The sequence below is a fragment of the Plantibacter sp. CFBP 8804 genome, assembly GCF_014841225.1.
Classification (GTDB): Bacteria; Actinomycetota; Actinomycetes; order Actinomycetales; family Microbacteriaceae; genus Plantibacter; species Plantibacter auratus.
On sequence record NZ_JACYTU010000002.1, the window covers coordinates 565,899 to 584,690 of the forward strand.

Here is an 18,792-nt window from a genome sequence, read left to right on the forward strand (position 1 = left end):
GCGCCGCCGGGGGAATGTGTCGCAGGATGACGCTGTCGGACAGATGTCCGTCGCGCGGATCGTCGGGCGTTGCTATCGTCGTGCGCATCGTACCCGCCCTCACCGGCGGATTCGGAGCGACAGCCGAGCCCGGCACCCGCCCACGACACACCAGCGGAACCGCTGCGTGCTGCGTGGTCGCCGGCTCTCGATCCGCTGCCACCGAGACGAGACCTCATGATCACGACGGAGCCCGCCTGTCCCGGGCGCACCCCCTTCTCGTTCGAGCTGTACCCGCCCAAGACGCTCGACGGCGGCCTCGCGCTCGCTCGGACGGTCGAGCACCTGGCCGCCGCCGGGCCGGAGTTCATCTCGGTCACCTTCGGCGCCGGTGGTTCCTCGCGAACGGCGAGCCTGGACGTGCTGCGGAGCATCCGGACGTCGACCTCGGTGGACCCGATGGCCCATCTCACGTGCGTCGGCTCGACGCACGCGCAAGCCAGCCGACTCATCAAGGACTTCCTCGATGCCGGGGTGCACAGTTTCCTCGCCCTTCGCGGCGACCCGCCCGCCGGAGCCGTCGAGGGGGACGCCTTCCTCGGTGATCTGGGGAGTGCCGCGGAACTCGTGCAGCTCATCGGCCGGGTCAGTGCCGAGCACGAGCCCTACGCCGAGGGGTCGCTGGTCGGTCTGCCGGGCGCGGTGCAGCTCGGGCGACGCCATCGGCCGCGGATCGCGGTCGCCGCGTTCCCCAACGGTCACCCGCGCTCACGGTCGACGACGCAGGACCTCGACACCCTGTTGGCCAAGCAGGCGGCGGGGGCGACGCTCGCCATCACCCAGCTCTTCTTCCATGCCGACGACTACCTCGCCTTCGCCGAACGTGCGAGACGTCACGGCGTCACCATGCCCATCCTGCCGGGCGTGATGCCCATCACGAGTCCGGCGCGGTTGCGTCGGGTGCTCGAGCTGAGTGGCGAGGCGCTCCCGAGCGACCTGGCCATCGCGCTCGAGGTCGAGCCGGATGAAGCGGGACGGATCGACATCGGCATCGACTACTCCGCCCGACTCATCCGCGACGTCGTCGCGGGCGGCGCGCCGGGCGTCCACCTCTACGCCTTCAACCAGCATCGGACGGTGCTCGACGTGTTGCACCGTGCCGGCATCCCCGTGCAAGGCGACCGACCGGTCCGTCATCCCATCCCCGATCCACTCACCAGCAAGGACGCACGATGAACCCCACCTCCGCATTCCCCGTCGGCACCATCCTCGGCTACCCGCGCATCGGGCCGAACCGGGAGCTGAAGCGCGCCGTCGAGTCCTTCTGGGCCGGCCGGATCGACGCCGAAGCGCTCGAGCGGACGGCCTCCGAGCTGCGCGCCGCCACGCGTGCCCGCCTCGCGGGGCTCGGCCTCGACCCGACGAACGCCGCGATCCCCGAGAGCTTCTCGTTCTACGACCAGGTCCTGGATGCCGCGCTCACCGTCGGCGCCGTCCCGGAGCGCTTCTCGTCGCTCGTCGGGGCCGACGGTCGGGTCGACCTCGCCGGGGCGTTCACGATCGCTCGTGGCGCCGGCGACCTCGCCCCGCTCGAGATGACGAAGTGGTTCGACTCGAACTACCACTACCTCGTCCCGGAGATCGGCGAGTCGACGCCGTTCGCGCTCTCCGACGACCGAGTGGTCGAGCAGTTCCGCGAGGGCCTCGCCGAGGGGTACGTGACGCGGCCGGTCATCGTGGGCCCCGTGACGTTCCTGCTGCTGTCCAAGGCGGCCGAGGGGGCCTCAGCGGGATTCGCCCCGATCGATCGACTGGAGGCGTTGCTGCCCGTCTACGCGGAACTCCTCCAGCGCCTCGCCGCTGCCGGCGCGCCCTGGGTGCAGCTCGACGAACCCGCACTCGTTTCGGAGACGTTCGACGTGCCGAGGTCGACGGTCCTCGCGGCGCTCGAACGATCGACGGCCGTCCTGTCCGCCGTGTCCGACCGTCCGTCGATCTTCGTCGCGGCTCCCTACGGCGCCTTGGGCGACGCCCTCCCGGTGCTGGCCGACTCGGGGGTCGAGGCTGTCGGTGTCGACCTCGTCCGAGGAGGCCTGCCGGACTCGTCTCCCGGACTCGCCACGAAGACCGTCGTCGCGGGAGTGATCGACGGCCACAACGTGTGGCGCGGCGACCTCGTGGCCGCGGCCGACCTGCTCGCGAGCGCGGCGGAGCGCTTCCCTCAGCTCGCGGTGTCCACCTCGACGTCGCTCCTGCACGTCCCGCACGACGTGTCGGTGGAGACGAAGCTCGACCCCCGTCTCCGGAGCTGGCTCGCATTCGCCGACCAGAAGGTGGATCAGATCGCGGTCCTCGCACGCGGTCTCACCCAAGGGCGTGCGTCCATCGCGGCCGAGCTCACCGCAGCGTCGGCCGCGCTCGACGATCGGCTGGCCGCGCCCGGGGTCGTCGATGCCGCCATCCGCGCACGGGCAGCAGCGCTCGCACCAGCGGACTTCACCCGAGACGACTACCAGGAGCGCGCCACGGCGCAGGAGCAGGCGCTCGGCCTGCCGTTCCTCCCGACGACGACGATCGGCTCCTTCCCGCAGACCGGCGACATCCGTCGCGCCCGTGCGCAGCGGGTCGCCGGGACGCTCGACGAGGAGGCCTACGTCGCGACGATGCGCGCGGAGATCGGGCGCGTCGTGGCGCTGCAGGAGGACCTCGGCATCGACGTCGTCGTCCACGGTGAGCCCGAGCGCAACGACATGGTCCAGTACTTCGCCGAGCACCTCGACGGGTTCGCCGTGACGGAGCACGGGTGGGTGCAGTCCTACGGTTCGCGATGCACCCGTCCGTCGATCCTGTGGGGTGACGTCTCGCGGCCGGCGCCGATCACGGTCGAGTGGTCGGCCTACACGCAGTCGTTGACCACCAAGCCGGTGAAGGGCATGCTCACGGGCCCGGTGACGATCCTCGCCTGGTCGTTCGTGCGCGACGACCAACCGCTCGCCGAGACGGCGAACCAGGTCGCCCTCGCCCTGCGTGACGAGATCGCCGACCTGGAGCGGGCCGGCATCCGCATCATCCAGGTCGACGAACCCGCACTCCGCGAGCTGCTGCCGCTCCGGCGGGCCGACCAGGGGCGGTACCTCGACTGGTCGGTGGGCTCCTTCCGGCTGGCGACCGCGGGCGTGCGCGTCGAGACGCAGATCCACACCCACCTCTGCTACTCCGAGTTCGGGGTGGTGATCGACGCGATCCGGCGTCTGGACGCCGACGTGACGAGCATCGAGGCGGCACGGTCTCGGATGGAGGTCGTGTCCGACATCCGGGCGAGTGGTTTCGACCACGGCATCGGCCCGGGCGTCTACGACATCCACTCGCCTCGGGTGCCGAGCGTCGCGGAGGTGACCGCGTTGCTCGAGATCGCGCTGGAGGGGATCCCGCAGCGACAGGTCTGGGTGAACCCGGACTGCGGACTCAAGACGCGAGGGTACGAGGAGACGGTCGCCTCCCTCGCCAACATCGTCGAGGCCACGCGTGCGGTCCGCGCACGGGTCGGTGCGACCGGCTGACGTCGTCGGTCCGGTACGGACGAGGGCCGGGACGATCCACGGATCGTCCCGGCCCTCGTCGGTGTCGCGGAGTGGTCCGGTCGGTCAGACCGTCCGGAGCACGGCGACGACCTTGCCGAGGACCTCGGCGTGGTCGCCGAGGATCGGTTCGAAGGCCGAGTTCCGGGGGAGCAGCCAGGTGTGACCGTCGCGCTGGCGGAACACCTTCACGGTCGCCTCCTCGTCGAGCATCGCCGCGACGATCTCGCCGTTCTCGGCGGTCTTCTGCTCGCGGATGACGACCCAGTCGCCGTCGCAGATCGCGGCGTCGACCATCGAGTCGCCGACGACCTTCAGCATGAACAGACTGCCCTTGCCGACCAGCTGACGCGGCAGGGGGAAGATCTCCTCGACCTGCTGCTCGGCCGTGATCGGGATGCCGGCGGCGATGCGACCGACGAGCGGGACCATGGCGGCGTCGCCGACCGGGGGAGCGGAGTCGGGATCGCTCCCCTCGACGGCGCTCGGCAGGTCGATGAGCACCTCGATGGCGCGGGGACGGTTGGGATCGCGTCGGAGGTATCCGCTGAGTTCGAGCTGTCCGAGTTGGTGCGTGACACTCGACAGGGAGGCGAGCCCGACGGCGTCGCCGATCTCGCGCATGCTCGGCGGATATCCGCGCTGTGAGACCGAACGCTGGATGACGTCGAGGATCGCCAGCTGCTTGTCGCTCAGGCTCTTCCGTCGCCGGGTGCCGCCGATCTGGCGCTCCCGGGCTCCGTCGCCCGCCGTGTTCGCTGCCATCTTCGCTCCTGCCCTGATCGGCTGTCGGTGACCGATGTCGGTGGGTGGTGGTGTACTGCTTCCAACACTCGAAACTGTATCCGCACCAGCTCGTCCAGACAAACATCTGTTCGAGCGTGTCGCCGATCCCGCGCGTCTCAGGTACGAAGACAGGGTTGAGTATTCGAACAATCGAAGATATATTCGGAACACAGGTTCGTATCCGGCACTCCTGGTCGAGTGTCGGGTACGAGTCCTCATCACATGATGAGCACACTCTTGGAGGGTTGACATGAGCGCAGCACTGATCGGGTCCCACCGGGCGCTTCCCGCACGGACGGCGCAGACACCGGCGTCAGACGCACCGTCCACACGCCGACTCCGCCTGACGAAGCGCGGCCGCGTCGTCTTCACCACGCTCGCCGCCATCCCGCTGGTCATCGGCGTCGCGGTCGTCGGACTCTCCGCAGGCGGTGCCGCGGCCAACACAGCGGCGGCGGGAGCCACGTTCACGTACATCACGGTCGACCCGGGCGAGTCGCTCTGGCAGCTGGCCGAGTCCATCGCGCCCGACGCCGACCCGCGCGACGTCATCGCCGAGATCATGAACCTCAACCAGCTCAGCACCGCCGGTGTCGAGCCCGGGCAGCGCCTGGCGATCCCGCAGCGGTACGCGGCCGAGTAGGCCGACAATCGGCGGGTCACTCCGCGCTGGTTCTCAGCTATCGTCGATGGCGCGGTGCAACGACGCCCGCAGCATCGTCGGAGGCAAGCATGAGTACAGACGATCGGAGCCGCTCGCTGCTCCGGAAGAAGCCGATCGCGGAGATCGAGGATGAGACCTCCGGTTCGAAGCTGTTCAAGAGCCTCGGGCTCTGGCAACTCACGGCCATCGGGGTCGGTGGCATCATCGGGGTGGGGATCTTCTCCCTCGCCGGACTCGTCGCTCATGGGAGCGAGACCTCGCCCGCTGTCGGGCCAGCCGTCCTCTTCTCGTTCCTGATCGCGGGTCTCGCCTCCGCGGCCGCGGCGTTGTCGTACGCGGAGTTCGCCGGCATGATCCCGAGAGCCGGGTCCGCCTACACCTACGGGTATGTGGCGCTCGGCGAGATCATCGGCTGGTTCATCGGCTGGGACCTGTTGCTCGAGTACATCGCGATCGTCGCGGTGGTCGCGATCGGGATCTCCGGCTACTTCGACGCCTTCCTGTCCGGCATCGGGATCCACATGCCGGCCTGGATGACCTCGACCGCCGACGAGGGGAAGGGCGGCCTCGTCAATCTCCCCGCCATCTTCGTCTGTCTCTTCGTGACCTTCATCCTGAGTCGCGGGACGAAGGCCTTCGGTCGATTCGAGCTCATCGCGGTCGGCATCAAGGTCCTGCTCATCCTGTTCATCATCGGCCTCGGGGTCTTCTACATCGACGGGGAGAACTACGATCCGTTCCTCCCCAGCGGTTTCGGGCCGGTGTTCGCCGGTGCCGCGACGGTCTTCTTCGCGGTCTTCGGATACGACGCGATGAGTACGGCGGCCGAGGAGGCGAAAGACGGCAAGAAGCACATGCCGAAGGCGATCATCCTCTCCCTCATCGTCGCCATGCTCCTGTACGTCGCGGCCACCCTCGTGCTGACCGGCATGCAGAACTACACCGACATCGACCCCACCGCCGGGTTCGCATCGGCGTTCCAGAGCGTCGGCCTGCCCGTGGTGGCGACGATCATCTCCGTGTTCGCCGTCCTGTCGATCCTCACCGTGATGCTGACGTTCCTGTTGGGCGTCACCCGCGTCTGGTTCTCGATGAGTCGCGACGGTCTCCTTCCTCGGTGGTTCTCGCGCACGGACCGGCGAGGCGTGCCGCAGCGGGTGACCTGGATCGCCGGCGGCGCGGCAGCCGTCTTCGCCGGGGTGTTCCCGATCAAGCAGGTCGCCGACCTCACGAACATCGGCATTCTGGCCGCCTTCATCGTGGTCTGCGTGTCGGTGATCGTGTTCCGGTACACGAAGCCGGACGAGCCCCGCTCCTTCCGGTTGCCGTTGATGCCGTTCGTCCCGGCGCTCGGCGTCCTGGCGTCCGGCTTCCTGATCCTGCAGTTGCACTGGGAGACCTGGCTGCGGTTCGGGGTCTGGCTCGTGATCGGTCTCATCGTGTACTTCGCCTACGGGCGACGCCACTCGCTGTTGAACCCGGCGAGCCCCCGGCACGAGGTCCTTCGTCGGGAGCGTCAGGCGGAGTGAGCGCGCCGGTCGGAGTGGCTAGCATTGTGAGGTGACCGCTCTCGACGACCTCCCCATCCGCGACGACCTCCGAGGACAGCGCCCGTACGGCGCTCCCCAGGCCCTGGTGCCGGTGGCGCTCAACGTCAACGAGAACACACACCCGATCCCCGAGGCGGTCGCGCACGACATCGTCGCCTCGCTCGCCTCCGCGGTCCTCACGGTGAACCGGTACCCCGATCGCGAGTTCACGGAACTCCGGGAGGCGCTGGCGGGATACCTGGGTCGCGGGGTGACCCCGGAGCAGATCTGGGCGGGGAACGGGTCGAACGAGGTGCTGCAGCACATCCTGCAGGCCTTCGGTGGTCCCGGGCGATCGCTCCTCGGGTTCACGCCGACGTACTCGATGTATCCGCTCCTGGCCGCCGGCGTCGGCACCAGGTGGATCCCCGCGACGCGCGACGCCGAGTTCGAGCTCTCGCCCGAGACCGCCGCGCGTCAGGTGGCCGAGGCGGATCCCGACCTCGTGTTCCTCTGCTCGCCCAACAACCCCACCGGAACACCGTTGTCGCTCGAGACCATCACCGCGGTGTACGAGGCGTCGCGGGGCATGGTGATCGTCGACGAAGCGTATGCGGAGTTCGCTCCTGACGACGAGGCGAGCGCGCTCACGCTGTTGGAGGGGCGTCCGCGCCTGATCGTCTCCAGGACGATGAGCAAGGCCTTCGCCTTCGCCGGGGTCCGTCTCGGGTACCTCGCCGCCGACCCTGCGGTCGTCGACGCACTGAGACTCGTCCGGCTCCCGTACCACCTGAGCGCCCTGACGCAGGCGGCCGCGACCGCCGCACTGCGGCACGCCGACGAGATGCTGGCGATGGTCGACGACATCCGGACCCAGCGCGATCGCCTCGTCGTCGAGCTCGGACGTCTCGGCTACGACCCGAAGCGGAGCGGATCCAACTTCGTTCTGTTCGGTGGCGTGGCCGATCCGCACGCGGCGTTCGAGGCGCTCTTCGCGCGCGGGATCCTCATCCGTGACGTCGGCATCCCGAACCACCTGCGGGTGACCGCGGGCACCGAAGCGGAGACGACCGCGTTCCTCGAGGCCTTGGCGGCGATCAGCCCCGTCTGACCAGCCCTCGGCCGGGCGGAGGTGGGGCGCCTGCTCACGGCAGGCGGGAGATGGCCTCCTCTGCGGCGACCCAGGGGAGCATGGCGCACTTCACGCGGGCGATGTAGCGCGAGACGCCGCTGAACGCCGCGGCGTCTCCGAACCGTTCCTCGTCGAACTCGAGCGTGCCCCGCGAGCGGATGACCGTCCGGAACTCGTCGACCAGGGCCTGGAGCTCGGCCGGTGTGAGGCCTGCCGCGAGGTCGCTCAAGCAGGAGCTCGACGCCTGCGAGATCGAGCAGCCGTGCCCCTCCCAGGCGATCGGTGCGAGACGACCGTCGGGCCCGGGGTGGAGCTGCAGGGTGACCTCGTCGCCGCAGGTGGGGTTGAGCTGGTGCGACTCGGCGGCGGGCGCGTCCCGCAACCCGAAGCCGTGGCGCTGGCGGGCGTGGTCGAGGATGAGCTCCTGGTAGAGGCTCTCCAGGCCGCTCATCGGGACACCCCGAAGAACGGACCGACGAGGGTGGCGGCCTCGAGGAAGGCGTCGATCTCGGCCTCCGTCGTGTAGAGGTAGCTGCTCGCGCGGGTGGACGCGGTGAGGCCCAACCGGCGGTGGAGTGGTTGCGCGCAGTGGTGACCGACGCGCACCGCGATGCCGCGATCATCGAAGAACTGACCGACGTCGTGGGCGTGCACGCCGGCGAGGTCGAAGCTCGCCAGCCCGGCGCGAGGAGTTCCGGGCGGCGGGCCGATGAGCGTGACGCCGGGGATGGCGGCGAGTCCGGCCGCGAGTCGCTGTCCGTAGGCCGCCTCGGTGGCGTGGACACGGTCCATGCCGACCGCTTGCAGGAACCGGACGGCGCTCGCGAGGGCGATCGCCTGCGACACCGGCTGGGTCCCGGCCTCGAACCGTTGCGGGGCGGGCAGGAACTCCGCGCCGTCGAGTGTGACGGTCGTGATCATCGACCCGCCGGTGAGGAAGGGGGGAAGGGCATCGAGCAGCCGGCGGCGACCCCACAGGGCCCCGATGCCGTTCGGACCGAGCATCTTGTGGCCGGAGAACACGAGGAAGTCGACCCCGAGGGACGGGACGTCGACGGGCAGGTGCGGGACGGACTGGCAGGCGTCGAGCACGGTCAGCGCGCCGACGCGTTCGGCGAGGGCGACGAGCTCGGAGACCGGCGCGATCGCCCCGGTGACGTTGGACACGTGTGCGAACGCGATGATGCGCGTGCGTTCGCCGATGACGTCGCCTGCGGCGTCGAGACGCAGCACGCCGTCGTCGTCGACCGGCAGGTGACGGAGGGTCGCACCGGTGCGTGCGGCGAGTTGCTGCCAGGGGATGAGGTTCGCGTGGTGTTCGAGTTCCGTGACGACGATCTCGTCGCCTGGGCCGAGGCGGAATTGCTCGGCGGCGGCACCACCGAGGCCGGCGCTCGCATTCCCGATGGCCCCGGCGATGAGGTTGAGGGCTGCGGTCGCGCCGGAGGTCCAGACGAGTTCCCGCTCGTCGGCACCGATGAACGCGGCGACGGTCGCGCGCGCGTCCTCGAAGAGCTCCGTCGCTTCGGCGGCCAGGAGGTGGGCGCCACGGTGGACGGCGGCGTTCTGGTGCGTCGCGTAGTCACGCTCCGCGTCGATGACCTCGATCGGGCGTTGCGAGGTGGCTCCGGAGTCCAGATAGACGAGCGGGTGTCCGTTCATCTCCCGGGCGAGGATCGGGAACCGTTCACGGAGAGCGGCGATCTCCGTCGCGTCGAGTGGGACGGCCGGGGCGATGCTGGGTGTGGAAGTCATGACCTCTCAACGATAGGCGTCGCCACGCCCTGGTGCAGCCGCATGACGCGACGATGCCCACCCGTCGACACACGGCGTGCAGCGCCGGTGCGCTCGATACACTGGATCCCATGACCACCCAGCAGCGCACGGCCCGGATCCAGCGCGCGACGAGCGAGTCCAGCATCGAGCTGGAATTGAACCTCGACGGCACCGGCACGAGCAGCATCGAGACCTCCGTCCCGTTCTACAACCACCTGCTCACGGCCTTCGCGAAGCACTCGCTGACCGACCTGACCGTCCGTGCGACGGGCGATGTCGACATCGACGTCCACCACACGGTCGAGGACGTCGGTATCGTCCTGGGCCAGGCGATCCGTCAGGCGCTCGGCGACAAGGCCGGCATCTCTCGGTACGGCGACGCGCTGGTCCCGCTCGACGAGGCGCTCGTGCAGGCCGTGGTCGACATCTCCGGTCGTCCGTACCTCGTGCACGGCGGGGAACCGGCCGGATTCGAGTTCCACCTCATCGGCGGGCACTTCACGGGTTCGATGGTGCGTCACGTCTTCGAGGCGATCACCTTCAACGCGGGCCTCACCGTGCACGTGAACGTCCTCGGCGGTCGCGATCCGCACCACATCGCCGAAGCGGAGTTCAAGGCGTTCGCGCGGGCCTTCCGGCAGGCGAAGGCGTTCGACCCGCTGGTCCAGGGCATCCCGTCGACGAAGGGCGCGCTGTGAGTGCACGCCCGTCGGTGGTCGTCCTCGACTACGGCTCCGGCAACGTGCACTCCGCCGTCAAGGCCCTCGAGCTCGCCGGCGCCGACGTCGTGCTGACGGGCGACCGCCAGGCCGCCCAGGCCGCCGACGGTCTCGTCGTGCCAGGGGTCGGTGCCTTCGATGCGGTGATCGGCGCCCTCCGTTCTTCCCACGGCGACGAGGTCATCGACCGTCGTCTCGCGGGAGGCCGTCCCGTCCTCGGCATCTGCGTGGGGATGCAGGTCATGTTCGAGCGTGGTTTGGAGCGCGGTTCCGAGGCCGAGGGCCTGGGGGAGTGGCCCGGCGCGGTCACCGAACTCGAGGCGCCCGTCCTGCCGCACATGGGCTGGAACACGGTGTCGCCGGACGCGGGGTCCGTGCTCTTCGACGGCCTCGCTGACGAGCGCTTCTACTTCGTCCACTCCTATGCCGCACAGCAGTGGACCCTCGAGGTCATGCCGCCGTTCCCCGAGCCGCGCCTCACCTGGGCGACCCACGGCGTGCCGTTCCTCGCGGCCGTCGAGAACGGTCCGCTGTCGGCGACGCAGTTCCACCCGGAGAAGTCGGGCGACGCCGGTATCCGTCTGCTGTCCAACTGGCTCGGCACCCTGTAGCCGACTAGGATCAGGTGCTTGTGCCACGAGGCATGCTGTGCGCCGGGAACCGAGGGGCTCGCAGCTCCCGAAGAGACGGTGGATCATGAACGAGTTCAACACGACGGCCGGACTGACGCTGCTCCCCGCGATCGACATCGTGGACGGCAAGGCCGTCCGGTTGACGCGCGGCGAGGCCGGTTCGGAGACGAACTACGGCGAGCCCGTCGACGCGGCCCTGGACTGGGCTCGCCAGGGGGCGGAGTGGATCCACCTCGTCGACCTCGACGCCGCGTTCGGTCGTGGCGACAACCGGTCGATCATCCGCAAGGTCATCTCGAAGGCGCGCGGCGTCAACATCGAACTGTCGGGCGGCATCCGCGACGACGCCTCCCTCGAGCAGGCGCTCGAGACGGGCGTCGCACGCGTGAACCTCGGGACCGCAGCGCTCGAGAACCCCGAGTGGGCCGCGAGCGTCATCGCCCAGTACGGCGAGGCGATCGCGGTCGGCCTCGACGTCCGTGGCACGACGCTCGCCGCTCGCGGGTGGACGCAGGACGCCGGCGACCTGTGGACCGTCCTCGACCGTCTCGAGGAGGCGGGCTGCGCACGCTACGTCGTGACGGACGTCACGAAGGACGGCACGATGCAGGGGCCGAACATCGAACTGCTCCGACAGGTGCTCGAGCGCACGGAGCGGCCGGTGGTGGCCTCCGGCGGCATCTCGAGCCTCGACGATCTGGTCGCGCTGCGCGAGCTGGTCCCCCTCGGGCTCGAAGGGGCCATCATCGGGAAGGCGCTCTACAACGGCGCATTCACCCTGGCCGAGGCGCTGGATGTCTCGGGCCGCTGACGAATCCTCCGAGCCCGACCGGCAGGGTCCGTCGGGCGGGCATGCCCACCGTGCGATGGGTGGTGCCGATTCGGCCGGCCAGCCCTGGGCCGGTCGGAGCTTCCAGCCGAACGCGAGTTCCGGTGACGACGGCAGTGCGCCCGAGCGGCTGATCGAGTCCCTCCGACGCTTCCGGGCCGGCGAGGTCGGCGAGGCCGAGGTCGTCGACGCGTTCCGGGACTCCCGCCTACTCATCCCGCTCGTGGCCCACCTCGGTGAGGCCGGCGAGAACGAGCACGGCCAACTGGTCGACAAGTCGCAGGAGCTGTCCATCGTGACCGTGACGGGTCCGGACGGCCGCACCGTGCTCCCGGTGTTCAGCTCGGTGCAGGCGATGTCCGCCTGGAACCGGACGGCGAGGCCGATCCCGGCCGACGGCGTCCGGGTCGCCCTGGCGGCCGCGAGTGAGCAGACGGACGTGGTGGTCCTCGATCCGACGTCGAGCACCGAGTTCGCCGTACGCCGCCCCGCGCTGTGGGCGATCGCGCAGTCGCAGCCGTGGACGCCCAGCTTCGCGGACCCGCTGGTGCGCGGCGCGTTCGAGCGATCGATCGAGCAGGAGCTCGCGGTCGTGAGTGTGCGTCTGCGAGCCGGAGATCCGGAGGCGAAGCTCGCCGGATCCGAGCTCGTGGTCGAGCTCGGCCTGCTGCAGGGACTGACCCAGCAGGAGCTCGACGCGGTGCTCGCGCGGCTCGCTCAGCGCTGGGCCGCGGACGAGGTCATCGCGACGCGCGTCGACTCGCTCGCGGTGTCGCTCCGCCCCGCCGACTGATCGGCGAGGCGGAGCACCGCCCTGCGATCAGGTGACCGGGCCGGTCCACTTCTCGCCGGGACCCTTGCCGATGGGATCCTGGATGGTGGACGCCTCCCGGAAGGCGAGCTGCAGGGACCGCAGGCCGTCGCGCAGCGAGCGGGCGTGCATGTCGCTGATCTCCGGGGCACCTGCGGTGATGAGCCCGGCGAGGGCGTTGATGAGCTTGCGGGCTTCGTCGAGGTCCGTCTGGGCGTCGGGGGCGTCCGCGAGGCCGCACTTGACCGCTGCAGCGCTCATGAGGTGCACGGCGGCGGTGGTGATGACCTCGACGGCGGGGACGTCGGCGATGTCCCGGGTGGCCTGATCGGCCCCTCCCGACTCGTCGTCGTGGTCGTACGGGCTGGTGGTGTTGTTCACGTGGATCCTCTGTTAGACTCGTGCGGTGCTCCGAGACATGTCTCGGTACGAAAGAGGAGATTCTCCCACCCGCGCTTGACCGCTTCACAAGGTTACCGGGTTGTCACGCTCCGCCTGTCGCTTCACCGCTTCGGGTCGTCGGGCGTGGTGCCTTCCGACAGGTGTTTTGAACACCGGCGGAGGGTACGGGTGTGTGGTGAACCGATTTCGTCGCGTCGCAGGTATCGGACCTGGTCGCGTGGCATCCCACCCAGTCAGAGGAGCTCCGCATCAGCGATCCCCGTACCAATGACCGTATCCGCGTCCCGGAGGTCCGACTCGTCGGTCCCGGCGGAGAACAGGTCGGCGTCGTCAAAATCGAGGTCGCCCTTCGCCTCGCGCAGGAAGCGGATCTCGACCTCGTCGAGGTCGCACCCAACTCCAAGCCGCCCGTCGCGAAGATCATGGACTACGGCAAGTTCAAGTACGAGGCTGCGCAGAAGGCCAAAGAGGCCCGGCGCAACCAGGCGAACACGATCCTCAAAGAGGTCCGGTTCCGCCTCAAGATCGATCAGCACGACTACGAGACCAAGCGCAAGCGCGCCGAGGGCTTCCTCAAGGCCGGTGACAAGGTGAAAGCCATGATCCAGTTCCGCGGCCGCGAGCAGTCCCGCCCAGAGCAGGGCGTCCGCCTGCTCCAGAAGTTCGCCGAGGACGTGTCCGAGTGGGGCACCGTCGAGTCCACCCCCATGGTCGACGGTCGCAACATGGTGATGGTCGTCGGTCCACTCAAGAACAAGTCCGAGGCGAAAGCCGAAGCCAACGCACAACGTGCGGCATCCAAGGCACGTCCGGCTGACGCCGACGAAGCCGACGAGGCTGCTCCGGTGGAGTCATCCACCGACGAGAACCGATAAGAAACGAGGAATCCCATGCCGAAGCAGAAGACCCACTCCGGGGCCAAGAAGCGATTCAAGGTCACCGGCAGCGGCAAGCTGATGAAGCAGCAGGCCGGTATGCGACACAACCTGGAGAGCAAGTCCAGCCGTCGCACCCGTCGCCTGAACCAGGACCAGGTGCTGGCGCCCGCCGACGCCAAGGTCATGAAGAAGCTGCTCGGTCGCTAGACCGTTTACCCGTAAGGAACTAGGAACATGGCAAGAGTCAAAAGGGCGGTCAACGCTCACAAGAAGCGTCGCGTCATCCTCGAGCGCGCCGCCGGTTACCGCGGTCAGCGTTCGCGTCTGTACCGCAAGGCCAAGGAGCAGGTCACTCACTCCCTCGTCTACTCGTACCGCGACCGTCGTGCGCGCAAGGGTGACTTCCGTCGCCTCTGGATCCAGCGCATCAACGCGGCTTCGCGTGCCAACGGCATGACGTACAACCGCTTCATCCAGGGTCTCGGCCTCGCCGGGATCGAGGTCGACCGCCGTATCCTCGCGGACCTCGCGGTGCACGAGCCCGCCACCTTCGCGGCCCTCGTCGCGTCGGCCAAGGCCGCGCTGCCCGCCGACACCTCGGCGCCCAAGGTCTCCGCGTAGTCGGAAGCCCTGCGTCCGCCCGGACGATGTGTTCGAACGGNTTGACAATCCGCGGTCACCGCGCGTCCGTTCCGTCGCCAAACTCGCCAAGCGTCCGGCGAGACAGGAGACCGGCCTGTTCCTCCTCGAAGGACCACAGGCGGTCTCGGAGGCCCTGCAGTTCCGGCCCGACCTGATCCTCGAGCTGTACGCGACGCCGACGGCCCTCGAGCGCTACACCGACATCGGGGCCGCGGCCACCGATGCGGGACTCGAGATCGAGTTCGTCACCGAGCAGGTCCTCGAGTCGATGGCCGACACCGTCACCCCGCAGGGGTTCATCGCGGTCGCGCAGCAGTTCCCGACCTCGATCAAGGACATCTTCGCCGGAGAGCCGCAGCTCGTCGTCATCCTGGAGGAGGTCCGCGACCCGGGCAACCTCGGGACGATCATCCGAGCCGCGGACGCCGCCGGCGCGGACGCCGTCGTCCTGAGCGGACGGACCGTCGACCTCTACAACCCGAAGGTCGTGCGCTCCACGACCGGCTCGCTCTTCCACCTGCCCGTCGCGGTCGGTGTCGAGCTGCCCGCCGTGCTGGAACGGGCCCGCGCAGCGGGACTGCAGACGCTCGCTGCCGACATCAAGGGCGAGGACCTCCTCGTGGCCCGGTCGGAAGGCGTGCTCGCGCGGCCGACGGCATGGGTGTTCGGCAACGAGGCCAGGGGACTCACCGATGAGCACCTCGAGCTCGTCGACCGTGCGGTTACGGTACCGATCTACGGCCGTGCCGAGAGCATGAACCTGGCCACTGCGGCGTCGGTGTGCGTCTTCGAGAGCGCGTTCGCGCAGCACGCCTGAGCGCCTGAGGCGTCGACCGTCGAGGTTACGAAACGGTAACCGTAGCGCTTCCGTCATGCGCACGAAACACACGGTCACCTAGTTTGGGTTACATGGAGCCAACAGTGTCCCCGAACTCCGGCCCGACGGAACCCGATGCAGCAGCCTCGCATGGTGCCGCCGGCGCATACGAGACCACGAGCAACCCGATCCAGGCAGGGCGCGGCGAGCCCCTCGTCGTCATGGAGAACGTCGAGAAGCACTACGGCGAGTTCCACGCCCTGAAGGACATCAACCTCACCGTCAACAAGGGTGAGGTCGTCGTCGTGATCGGACCGTCCGGGTCCGGCAAGTCCACCCTCTGCCGGACGATCAACCGGCTCGAGACGATCAGCTCGGGGGAGATCCGGATCGACGGCAAGAAGCTGCCGGAGGAGGGCAAGCAGCTCGCCGAGCTGCGCGCCGACGTCGGCATGGTGTTCCAGTCGTTCAACCTGTTCGCGCACAAGACGATCCGCGAGAACGTCACCCTCGGCCCGATCAAGGTGCGCAAGCAGAAGAAGCGCGACGCCGACGATGCGGCGAAGGTGCTGCTCGAGCGCGTCGGCATCGGCGTGCAGGCGGACAAGCTGCCGGCACAGTTGTCCGGCGGGCAGCAGCAGCGCGTGGCGATCGCCCGCGCCCTCGCGATGAAGCCGAAGGTCATGCTGTTCGACGAGCCGACCTCGGCCCTCGACCCCGAGATGATCAACGAGGTCCTCGACGTCATGGTGCAGCTCGCCAGTGAGGGCATGACCATGATCGTCGTCACCCACGAGATGGGCTTCGCCAGGAAGGCCGCCGACCGCGTCGTGTTCATGGCCGACGGCGAGATCCTCGAGGACACCGACCCCGAGTCGTTCTTCACGAACCCGCAGTCCGAGCGGGCGAAGGACTTCCTGTCGAAGCTCCTCACCCACTGACCCATCCGACTCCGGATCGCGCGACCCGCGCGGCGACCCGGAACTGACCAACCGATCGGCCCGTCCCGGGCACCAAGGAAGGAAGGAAAACATGCGCAAGAGGCTCATGTTCATCACCGCGGGAGTCGCTGCAGCAGCGCTCGCGCTCAGCGGGTGCAGCGGCGGCGACGCCGGCACCGGATCGACCGACGGCGCGTCCGACGGCGGCGCACTCTTCGAGGTCGCCACCGACGTCCAGCTCGAGGGCAGCCCCACGTACGACGCGATGGTGAAGGCCGACAAGGTCCGCATCGGCGTCAAGGAGGACCAGCCCGGTCTCGGCTACCTCGACGCCGCCACCGGCGAGCGTTCCGGCTTCGACGTCGAGATGGCCACCTGGATCGCCGCGTCGCTCGGCTTCGATGCCGACAAGATCGAGTTCAAGGCGATCCCGAGCGCCAACCGCGAGTCGGCCATCGTGAACGGTGACATCGACTACTACGTCGGCACCTACTCGATCACCGACAAGCGCAAGGAGCAGATCGACTTCGCCGGACCGTACTTCGAGACCGGCCAGGGCCTGCTCGTCGCCGCGGACAACGACGACATCAAGGGCGAGGACGACCTCGCCGGCAAGACCGTGTGTTCGGCGACGGGCTCCACGCCCATCCAGAACATCAAGGACAACTTCCCCGACACCAAGACGGAGGAGTTCGACACCTACTCGCAGTGTGTCGAGGCCCTGAACGACGGCAAGGTCGACGCGGTCACGACCGACCAGGCGATCCTGATCGGGTACGCGGCGCAGTTCCCCGACGACCTCAAGGTCGTGGGCGAGCCGTTCAGCACCGAGCTCTACGGCATCGGTCTGCCGAAGGGTGACGACGCCCTCCGCCACTTCATCAACACGATGTTCACCGATGGCGGCGACACCTGGACCAAGATCTACGACGCCACCCTCGGCGCCTCCGGCACCAAGGTGACCCAGCCGGCGGTCGACGACTACTAAGCAGCGCCCCGGGCGGCCGCCGACCAGCGGCCGTCCGGGGGAGCTGTCCCGTCGACTCCGCCCAGGCGCCCGCCACGGGCGTCCCCCTCCCGAAAGGCGTGCGCGACATGAACGTCCTGCTCGACAACCTCGACCTCTTCGTCACGGGCTTCCGCAACACCCTGCTGCTCTTCGTGGTGTCGGGGTTCTTCGCGCTCATCCTCGGCACCATCGTCGGTGCCATGCGGGTCTCGCCGGTCCCGGCGATGCGCCTCTTCGGCACCGTGTACGTCAACACGGTGCGCAACACCCCGCTGACCCTCATCCTCTTCTTCTTCGCCTTCGGCTACCCGAAGCTCGGGCTCCCCGAAGTGAGTTACACGACGCTCGCGATCATCGGGCTGAGCCTCTACACCGCGACCTACGTCGCAGAGGTCCTGCGGTCCGGCGTCAACACGGTGCCGATCGGTCAGGCCGAGGCCGCACGCGCGATCGGGCTGCCGTTCGGACAGACCATGACGCTCGTCATCCTGCCGCAGGCGTTCCGTGCCGTCCTGCCACCGCTGTTCAGCGTGCTCATCGCCCTGCTCAAGAACACGACGGTCGCCGCCGGCTTCTCCGTCGCCGAAGCGGGCGCGATCCGCGCGAACCTGTCCGAGCGCGGTGAGCCGCTCCTCATCGGACTGCTGTGGGTGGCCCTCATCTTCGTGGCGCTCGTGTCGCTCCTGTCCCTCGCCCAACGGGCCTTCGAGAAGAAGTGGAGGATCGCGCGATGAGCTCCGTCCTGTTCGACACCCCCGGCCCGAAGGCCATCGTCCGCTATCGCTGGATCGGTGCGGCGACGGTGCTCGTCGTCGCCGGCATCCTCGCGTTCGTCGTCTTCCGCTTCATCGAGACCGGACAGTTCACCGCCTCGAAGTGGAAGCTCTTCACCTTCCCGCGCGTCTGGGAGCAGATCCTCCAGGCGACGGGTGCCACCCTGTCCGCGTTCGCGGTCGCCGCGGTCTGCAGCGTCGTCCTCGGACTGTTGCTGGCGATCGGCCGACTGTCCGACCACAAGATCATCAGCGTCCCGTTCACGATCTTCATCGAGTTCTTCCGGGCGGTCCCGGTCCTCATCCTGATGATGCTCATGTACTACGGGCTGCCGCCCCTCGGCTTCACCTTCGTGACGCCGTTCGTCGCCGTCGCCATCGCGCTGACGCTGTACAACGGCGCGGTGTTCTCCGAGATCTTCCGAGCGGGCATCGAGTCGTTGCCGAAGGGGCAGGGCGAGGCCGCCTACGCCATCGGCCTGCGGAAGTCCGCGGTCCTGCGCCTCATCCTGTTCCCGCAGGCGATCCGCGCGATGCTGCCGGTCATCATCGCCCAGCTCGTCGTCGCCCTCAAGGACACCGCACTCGGCTTCCTGATCACCTACCAGGAGCTTCTCTACCTCGCGAAGCAGTTCGGGTCGCAGGCGCTCTACGGCAGCCCGATCATCCCCTCGATCATCGTGATGGGCTCGATCTACATCGTGCTCTGCCTGATCCTCTCCGGCGTCGCGAAGATCGTCGAGGTGCGTACCCGACGGTCGCCACGCACGCCGAAGGAACAGGCCGTGACCGAGGACACGACGACCAAGATCCTCGGCATCCAGGCGGGGAACCAGTCGTCCGGCGCGAGCATCTGACGTCGTCCCGACGGAGCCCGGGCGACCGGGTCCCCGTC

At 68.7% G+C, this 18,792-nt stretch carries 20 protein-coding genes and 1 pseudogene; 17 read left to right on the top strand and 4 right to left on the bottom strand.

The genetic code is table 11. The features are described from left to right. Window positions 1–216: 216 nt before the first annotated feature. Both IFU11_RS07985 and metE read left to right on the top strand, forming a co-directional pair. The gene (locus tag IFU11_RS07985) at window positions 217–1,215 is read left to right on the top strand and encodes a methylenetetrahydrofolate reductase (RefSeq protein WP_137243226.1); all 999 of its coding nucleotides are present in this window, start codon (window positions 217–219) and stop codon (window positions 1,213–1,215) included. Next, window positions 1,212–3,539 carry a 5-methyltetrahydropteroyltriglutamate--homocysteine S-methyltransferase gene (metE, locus tag IFU11_RS07990; protein ID WP_192018603.1) on the top strand — a complete coding sequence of 776 codons (2,328 nt, stop codon included), beginning with the start codon at window positions 1,212–1,214 and terminating at the stop codon, window positions 3,537–3,539. The genes IFU11_RS07985 and metE overlap by 4 nt, the downstream gene beginning before the upstream one ends. A gap of 84 nt (window positions 3,540–3,623) precedes the next feature. Here the strand turns inward: metE and lexA are convergent, their stop codons facing one another. Continuing rightward, window positions 3,624–4,322, bottom strand: a complete 699-nt coding sequence (lexA, locus tag IFU11_RS07995; RefSeq protein WP_071262299.1) for a transcriptional repressor LexA — start codon at window positions 4,320–4,322, stop codon at window positions 3,624–3,626. Between the two features lie 271 nt (window positions 4,323–4,593). On the opposite strand from lexA, the gene IFU11_RS08000 reads away from it, so the two are divergent. The 3 genes from IFU11_RS08000 to IFU11_RS08010 all read left to right on the top strand — a co-directional run bounded on the left by IFU11_RS08000 (window position 4,594) and on the right by IFU11_RS08010 (window position 7,647). Beyond that, a complete protein-coding gene (locus tag IFU11_RS08000; protein WP_191941344.1) occupies window positions 4,594–4,986 on the top strand; it encodes a LysM peptidoglycan-binding domain-containing protein in 393 nt (130 codons plus the stop codon). Window positions 4,987–5,075: 89 nt separating this feature from the next. Beyond that, complete coding sequence (locus IFU11_RS08005; protein WP_192018604.1) at window positions 5,076–6,536, top strand: amino acid permease; 1,461 nt, start codon at window positions 5,076–5,078, stop codon at window positions 6,534–6,536. 31 nt (window positions 6,537–6,567) lie between these two features. Beyond that, window positions 6,568–7,647: a histidinol-phosphate transaminase gene (locus tag IFU11_RS08010; protein ID WP_191941342.1), complete on the top strand. Its 1,080-nt coding sequence runs from the start codon at window positions 6,568–6,570 to the stop codon at window positions 7,645–7,647. 34 nt (window positions 7,648–7,681) lie between these two features. Here IFU11_RS08010 and sufU read toward each other — a convergent pair whose 3' ends face one another. Next, window positions 7,682–8,119 (bottom strand): Fe-S cluster assembly sulfur transfer protein SufU, encoded by a 438-nt coding sequence (gene sufU, locus IFU11_RS08015; protein WP_191941341.1) that lies wholly within the window; start codon window positions 8,117–8,119, stop codon window positions 7,682–7,684. Next, complete coding sequence (locus IFU11_RS08020; RefSeq protein WP_191941340.1) at window positions 8,116–9,423, bottom strand: SufS family cysteine desulfurase; 1,308 nt, start codon at window positions 9,421–9,423, stop codon at window positions 8,116–8,118. Before IFU11_RS08020 ends, sufU begins: the two co-directional genes overlap by 4 nt. A 110-nt stretch (window positions 9,424–9,533) precedes the next feature. On the opposite strand from IFU11_RS08020, the gene hisB reads away from it, so the two are divergent. From hisB to IFU11_RS08040, 4 genes are all read left to right on the top strand, one after another. After that, on the top strand, window positions 9,534–10,142 hold the full coding sequence (gene hisB / locus IFU11_RS08025) for an imidazoleglycerol-phosphate dehydratase HisB (RefSeq protein WP_079707070.1): 609 nt from the start codon (window positions 9,534–9,536) through the stop codon (window positions 10,140–10,142). After that, window positions 10,139–10,774: an imidazole glycerol phosphate synthase subunit HisH gene (gene hisH, locus IFU11_RS08030; RefSeq protein WP_137243219.1), complete on the top strand. Its 636-nt coding sequence runs from the start codon at window positions 10,139–10,141 to the stop codon at window positions 10,772–10,774. The genes hisB and hisH overlap by 4 nt, the downstream gene beginning before the upstream one ends. An 85-nt stretch (window positions 10,775–10,859) precedes the next feature. After that, a complete protein-coding gene (gene priA / locus IFU11_RS08035; RefSeq protein WP_079707068.1) occupies window positions 10,860–11,606 on the top strand; it encodes a bifunctional 1-(5-phosphoribosyl)-5-((5-phosphoribosylamino)methylideneamino)imidazole-4-carboxamide isomerase/phosphoribosylanthranilate isomerase PriA in 747 nt (248 codons plus the stop codon). Then, window positions 11,590–12,417 (top strand): SseB family protein, encoded by an 828-nt coding sequence (locus IFU11_RS08040; RefSeq protein ID WP_370582709.1) that lies wholly within the window; start codon window positions 11,590–11,592, stop codon window positions 12,415–12,417. The genes priA and IFU11_RS08040 overlap by 17 nt, the downstream gene beginning before the upstream one ends. Before the next feature lie 27 nt (window positions 12,418–12,444). Here the strand turns inward: IFU11_RS08040 and IFU11_RS08045 are convergent, their stop codons facing one another. Next, on the bottom strand, window positions 12,445–12,816 hold the full coding sequence (locus tag IFU11_RS08045) for a DUF1844 domain-containing protein (RefSeq protein ID WP_056012072.1): 372 nt from the start codon (window positions 12,814–12,816) through the stop codon (window positions 12,445–12,447). Between the two features lie 269 nt (window positions 12,817–13,085). Between IFU11_RS08045 and infC the strand changes: the two genes are divergently transcribed. The 8 genes and pseudogenes from infC to IFU11_RS08085 all read left to right on the top strand — a co-directional run bounded on the left by infC (window position 13,086) and on the right by IFU11_RS08085 (window position 18,754). Beyond that, window positions 13,086–13,712 (top strand): translation initiation factor IF-3, encoded by a 627-nt coding sequence (gene infC, locus IFU11_RS08050; RefSeq protein WP_137243217.1) that lies wholly within the window; start codon window positions 13,086–13,088, stop codon window positions 13,710–13,712. A gap of 15 nt (window positions 13,713–13,727) precedes the next feature. Then, the gene (gene rpmI, locus IFU11_RS08055) at window positions 13,728–13,922 is read left to right on the top strand and encodes a 50S ribosomal protein L35 (RefSeq protein WP_056012069.1); all 195 of its coding nucleotides are present in this window, start codon (window positions 13,728–13,730) and stop codon (window positions 13,920–13,922) included. 27 nt (window positions 13,923–13,949) lie between these two features. Further along, window positions 13,950–14,336 (top strand): 50S ribosomal protein L20, encoded by a 387-nt coding sequence (gene rplT / locus IFU11_RS08060; RefSeq protein WP_064294422.1) that lies wholly within the window; start codon window positions 13,950–13,952, stop codon window positions 14,334–14,336. 41 nt (window positions 14,337–14,377) lie between these two features. After that, window positions 14,378–15,174: pseudogene (locus IFU11_RS08065) on the top strand (TrmH family RNA methyltransferase); the annotation flags it as partial. A 221-nt stretch (window positions 15,175–15,395) separates the two neighbouring features. Continuing rightward, window positions 15,396–16,115: an amino acid ABC transporter ATP-binding protein gene (locus IFU11_RS08070; protein ID WP_079707380.1), complete on the top strand. Its 720-nt coding sequence runs from the start codon at window positions 15,396–15,398 to the stop codon at window positions 16,113–16,115. A 91-nt stretch (window positions 16,116–16,206) separates the two neighbouring features. Then, window positions 16,207–17,103 (top strand): glutamate ABC transporter substrate-binding protein, encoded by an 897-nt coding sequence (locus IFU11_RS08075; RefSeq protein WP_137243216.1) that lies wholly within the window; start codon window positions 16,207–16,209, stop codon window positions 17,101–17,103. A gap of 107 nt (window positions 17,104–17,210) precedes the next feature. Beyond that, window positions 17,211–17,858 carry an amino acid ABC transporter permease gene (locus IFU11_RS08080; protein WP_079707378.1) on the top strand — a complete coding sequence of 216 codons (648 nt, stop codon included), beginning with the start codon at window positions 17,211–17,213 and terminating at the stop codon, window positions 17,856–17,858. Continuing rightward, entirely contained in the window at window positions 17,855–18,754 is a 900-nt protein-coding gene (locus IFU11_RS08085) for an amino acid ABC transporter permease (protein ID WP_137243215.1), read from the top strand. Before IFU11_RS08080 ends, IFU11_RS08085 begins: the two co-directional genes overlap by 4 nt. Window positions 18,755–18,792: the final 38 nt, after the last annotated feature.